Here is a 5,008-nt window from a genome sequence, read left to right as displayed (position 1 = left end):
TGCGTAGACTGATTAAGGAATTGATTGTAAGGGACTAGGAATTGATTATGTTTTGGGCAATAATAGCGTAAAAATCTTCTGCTACAAATGGTTTTGTGATTACATCTGTCATGCCAAAAGAAAGTAGCATTTCCCTGTTTTCATTTAATGAAATAGCTGTAAGGGCTAGTATAGGGGTTTTTGTGTCAAACTCCCTAATTTGTTGCGTTGCAATAGTACCATTGATCCCTAATAAATGGACATCCATTAAAACCATATCGAATGCCTTGTTTTTTAATAGTTGAATAGCCTCTTCACCGTTGTCCAAAATGGTACATTTCATTGCTTTATTTGTCAACATTTTTTGGGTAATCATTTGGTTGATTTTGTTGTCTTCAACCACTAATATTTTTTTGTCTTTGAAGATTTCTGGATTGTAGTTTTTGGTAACAACTTTATTTGGAATGGGTTTGCTATCTACTTTGAAATTCAATTCAAAAGAAAAAGTTGAACCTTCTCCAACAATACTTTTTAATCTTATCCGTCCTCCCAGAATACGAACCAATTTTTTTACAATGGTTAATCCTAATCCGGTACCTCCAAATTTTCTATTGATTTCTACTGAGCCTTGTGAAAAACTTTCGAAGACAGTTTTTAATTTATCTTCTGGAATTCCAATGCCTGTATCAATAATTTGGAAAAAGATGGTAGCGTTATTGTTTTGATAGTTTCTTAATCGGGCAAGAACACTAACTGTCCCATTATTGGTGAATTTTAGTGCATTGTTGATTAAATTCATGAAAATTTGAGAAAGTTTTGTAGGGTCGCCTATTAAATTTTCGGGGATGGCAGAATCTATTTTGAGAATGAATTTATTGTTGTTTATGGTGGCAATCTCTTTGAGCGAGTTTTGGATATCTCCCAATAATTGTTTGAGATTGAAATTAATATATTCAATTTCTAATTTATTGGATTCTATTTTATTTATTTCTAAGATATCATTGATGAAGGTAGTTAGGTAGTTACCAGAAAATTTTAATGAAGACAAATAATGCATCTGTGACTTTTTTGGGCGCTCTTCTAATAATAGGTGTGTAATGCCGTTGATGGCATTCAGTGGCGTTCGAAGTTCATGACTTACTGTTGATAGAAATTCAGATCTTGCTTTGGAGGCCTCTTCGGCTTTGTTCTTGGCTGCAATCAATTCATTGTTTTTTTCTTTCAATAATGAATTGGTTTGATTGCGAATTATGTTGTTCTTGTAAAGAGATAGGCTCAAAAGGGATAGAATTGAAATGATTGCAATTGCTAAAATACTGATAAGTTTAGAAAATTTATCGGATTTTTCTTTTTCCCTATTTTCTTTTTCAAGTAATAATTCTTCTTGTTTTCGCTGAGATTCTTTAAAAGTTTCATAGTCGTTAATGCCTAGTTTTTCTTCATTTGCAAGTACAATGCTTTCTTTTAGATTCAAATGTTTTTTTAAGTAGGTATAAGCAGTAGACTTGTCAAGTAATTTGTCGTAAACTGTACTTAAAGCCAGTAAAATATTAGACTTTTGATTTAAGTTTTTAGTTTCTTTATTTAATTCTAAAGCTCGGTTGAAGTAATTCAAAGCCAAGTTGTATCTTTTATTGGTGGCCTCAATCGTTCCTATTTGATAAAGAGCTTCAGCTTTTGAATTTGTTAAAGTTTGACTGTCAGGTTTTGCAATGATATCGTTGAATTGGATTTCTGCCAATGCAGTATTGCCTCTTATTTTTGAAAGCACTCCTTTTTGGAGCCTGATTAGATCCGCTTTATCCTTTATTTTTAATTTTTTTTGAATTTCTTCAGTTTTGAGAATAGAGCTTTCAGCAAGGAGATAATTTTTTTTCTCTACGCAGGACAAGCTTATATAATAATAGGCTTTGGCTACTTTGTCGTTGGGTTCTTTAGAAATACTGTTAAATAATACAATGCTTTTGCTGAATAATTCGACGGCATCATTGTGAAGATTTAAGTCAAAATATATTTTACCCAAGCTGAATGTTTGAGTAGCTTGTGCTTCGATATTTTTATTTCTTTTACAATAATTTATTGATTTTTGAGTGTATGATAAAGCTTCTTTATAATTATTGTTTTTGATATTCTGGGTTGCCAATTTGGAGTAATAAGTAACGCTGTCTACTTTGTTTCCAATTTGTGAATAGAGTAGTGAATGAAAAAAAACAGTAAATAATAAAAAGTATTTCATGTTTGATGGTATTTTTTACTATTGTTTAGTAATAAAATCAGATCTATGATTCTGGAGGAATATCCAATTTCATTATCATACCAACCTACTACTTTTACCATTTTGTCGATTACAGAAGTAAGTTGAGAATCAAATATACATGAATTTTTATTGCCAATTACATCTACAGACACAATAGGATCATCTGTATATTCTAAAATTCCTTTTAAATTGGTTTGAGAGGCCAATTTAAAAGCGTTGTTTATCTCTTCTATGGTAACTGTTTGTTTTACATTAAAAGTAATATCGGTCAAGGATCCATCGGGAACTGGTACTCGAATTCCACAGCCCCCCATTTTACCGTCTAGGGAAGTGAAAATTTTAGTCAATGCTTTTGCAGCACCAGTCGTTGTTGGTACAATGGATTGACTTGCACCTCTTGCCCTGCGCAAATCTTTATGAGGTTGATCATGTAAACTTTGATCGGTAGTGAAAGAGTGTATAGTAGTGATGTAGGCTTGTTCAATTCCGCAAAGCTCTTCAATCACTTTTATCATTGGTGCAGCATTATTGGTGGTGCAACTGGCATTGGATATAATGGTTTCTGTACCGTCAAGAATGGATTCATTGACCCCTAAAACAACAGTTTTTATATCCTCTACTTCTGATGGTGCTGAAAGAATTACTCTTTTGGCGCCTGCTAAAATATGAGCATTTATCTCTTCAAAAGTTTTGTACTTACCAGTAGACTCTACAACAAAATCAACATCAACACTTTTCCAGTCCAGGTTTGGAATGCTTTTTTCGTGAAAAAATAAAAAGTGTTTCCCATCAACCACAATTCCTTTTTCATCATGGCTTACCGTAACAGGTAAAACTCCGTGAATACTGTCGTATTTTACTAAATGGGACATTGTTTTTTTATCAGCAATGTCATTTATGGCAACTACTTCTATAGTGGGATGGTTTAAAAGCAAACGAAATAAATTTCGCCCAATTCTTCCAAAACCATTAATCGCGATTCTTGTTTTCAAGTTTATTTGTTTAATGGGTTAATCGGTTAAGCGACTAACCGATTAAACAATTTATAAAATATGTTTTTGCGCCTTGTAAGAAGATCTAACCAATGGACCGCTTTCTACATGGCGGAACCCTAACTCTAAACCGTATTTTTCATATCTCTCAAATTGATCTGGTGTTATGAATTCTTTTACGGGAAGGTGTTTTTTACTAGGTTGTAAATATTGACCAATAGTAACAATGTCAACATTGGCTGCACGTAAATCACGCATAGTTTGAAAAACTTCTTCTTCCTGTTCACCAAGACCCAGCATAATACCGGACTTAGTTCGGTTGATTCCTTTTTCTTTTAGGTATCTCAAAACTTCCAGACTTCGGTCGTATTTGGCCTGTATGCGTACTTCGCGAGTAAGTCTTCTAACGGTTTCCACGTTATGTGAAACCACTTCAGGATTGGCTTCTACGATACGGTCTATATTTCTTTCGATGCCTTGGAAATCAGGAATTAGAGTTTCTAGGGTAGTGTTTGGATTCATTCTGCGAATGGCTTTTACAGTCTCAATCCATATGATTGATCCTCCATCTTTCAAATCATCTCTGTCAACACTAGTAATTACAGCATGTTTGATGTTCATGATCTTTATGGAACGAGCTACTTTTTCTGGTTCATCCCAATCCACAGTTTCTGGTCTTCCAGTTTTTACACCACAAAAACCACAAGAACGTGTACATACATTTCCTAAAATCATAAATGTTGCAGTTCCTTCTCCCCAGCATTCTCCCATATTTGGACAGCTTCCGGAAGTACAAATCGTATTGAGGCTATATTTATCTACTAGACCACGAAGCTCAGTATATTTTTGTCCTATTGGCAGTTTTACCTTCAACCATTTTGGTTTAGCTATGCTCGATTCGGCTTGACCTCGGGTCCCAACAGGTAATGTATTATCTAAAACAGTTTCCATATTTCAATTTTCTGAGTACAAAGATAAGGAATGTAGTTTTAGAATTTGAACTCCCTATTTGTGAATTTTAATAAAACTTGTTTGGTTACTAAGTGAATTTTTAGGTTTTTGCATTAAAAACGTTCTTCAAGATAAATTTAATTTAAGGGTTTGTAGTGTTAAATTTTAAATATTAAAATTCAACGGGATTCTGTATTTTTTAAAGTTGTAGTATATTTGTACTCTAAAATCAAATAAAAAAGAGATGAATACAAAACCATTATTATTAGGAACTTTTTCAATATTGTTTGGGTTATTTACAGCGCAAGCACAAATTAATTTAGGAGAAAGAGCATTGGGTGCTGTCCAAAAAGGAATGACAGGATTTACTTTTAGCGATGCAGATGCGGCCGCTTTGTCAAAACCTGCGGTAGATAAAATGGATGCCGAAAATAAAGTGGCAGGACCAACTGATCCTTATGCTATTCGTTTGGCTAAAGTTTTTGGGAAATACACTAAAGGGGAGTTTTATACCTTGAATTATAAAGTGTATTTAACAAAAGATGTTAATGCTTTTGCTACAGCAGATGGCAGTGTACGTGTTTTTTCGGGTTTGATGGATGTAATGGATGATAACGAATTAATAGCCGTAATTGGTCATGAAATTGGTCACGTTAATAATCATGATTCCAGAGATGCCATGAAAGCGGCGTATCAAAAAGAAGCTTTGATCGATGCTGCAGCTTCACAATCTACAAAAGTAGCTGCTGTTACCGATAGTCAATTGGCTAAAATTGGTAGTGCGATGATTGATAGTAAATACAGTCGTAAACAAGAATCAGAAGCCGAT

Annotated in this window: 4 protein-coding genes; 1 reads left to right on the top strand and 3 read right to left on the bottom strand. The window is 33.7% G+C overall.

All coding sequences use genetic code 11. The features are described from left to right. Positions 1–34: 34 nt before the first annotated feature. The 3 genes from VFS71_RS17510 to lipA are packed head-to-tail and all read right to left on the bottom strand — an operon-like array spanning position 35 to position 4,179. Positions 35–2,215 (bottom strand): tetratricopeptide repeat-containing hybrid sensor histidine kinase/response regulator, encoded by a 2,181-nt coding sequence (locus tag VFS71_RS17510; RefSeq protein WP_326402897.1) that lies wholly within the window; start codon positions 2,213–2,215, stop codon positions 35–37. Beyond that, on the bottom strand, positions 2,212–3,228 hold the full coding sequence (gap, locus tag VFS71_RS17505; RefSeq protein WP_326402896.1) for a type I glyceraldehyde-3-phosphate dehydrogenase: 1,017 nt from the start codon (positions 3,226–3,228) through the stop codon (positions 2,212–2,214). Before gap ends, VFS71_RS17510 begins: the two co-directional genes overlap by 4 nt. 51 nt (positions 3,229–3,279) lie before the next feature. Then, on the bottom strand, positions 3,280–4,179 hold the full coding sequence (gene lipA / locus VFS71_RS17500; RefSeq protein ID WP_326402894.1) for a lipoyl synthase: 900 nt from the start codon (positions 4,177–4,179) through the stop codon (positions 3,280–3,282). 244 nt (positions 4,180–4,423) lie between these two features. Between lipA and VFS71_RS17495 the strand changes: the two genes are divergently transcribed. Next, positions 4,424–5,008: M48 family metalloprotease (locus tag VFS71_RS17495; protein ID WP_326402892.1), on the top strand; the 585-nt coding region annotated here is incomplete at its 3' end.

The organism is Flavobacterium sp., assembly GCF_035760125.1.
Classification (GTDB): Bacteria; Bacteroidota; Bacteroidia; order Flavobacteriales; family Flavobacteriaceae; genus Flavobacterium.
Note: the sequence above shows the minus strand (reverse complement) of the source record. Positions and strands in the feature narration are given on the sequence as shown.

Excerpts from the sequence above, each read along its gene's own strand:
- lipA (WP_326402894.1), bottom strand. The coding sequence starts at position 4,179 with ATGGAAACTGTTTTAGATAATACATTACCTGTTGGGACCCGAGGTCAA.
- VFS71_RS17510 (WP_326402897.1), bottom strand. The coding sequence starts at position 2,215 with ATGAAATACTTTTTATTATTTACTGTTTTTTTTCATTCACTACTCTAT.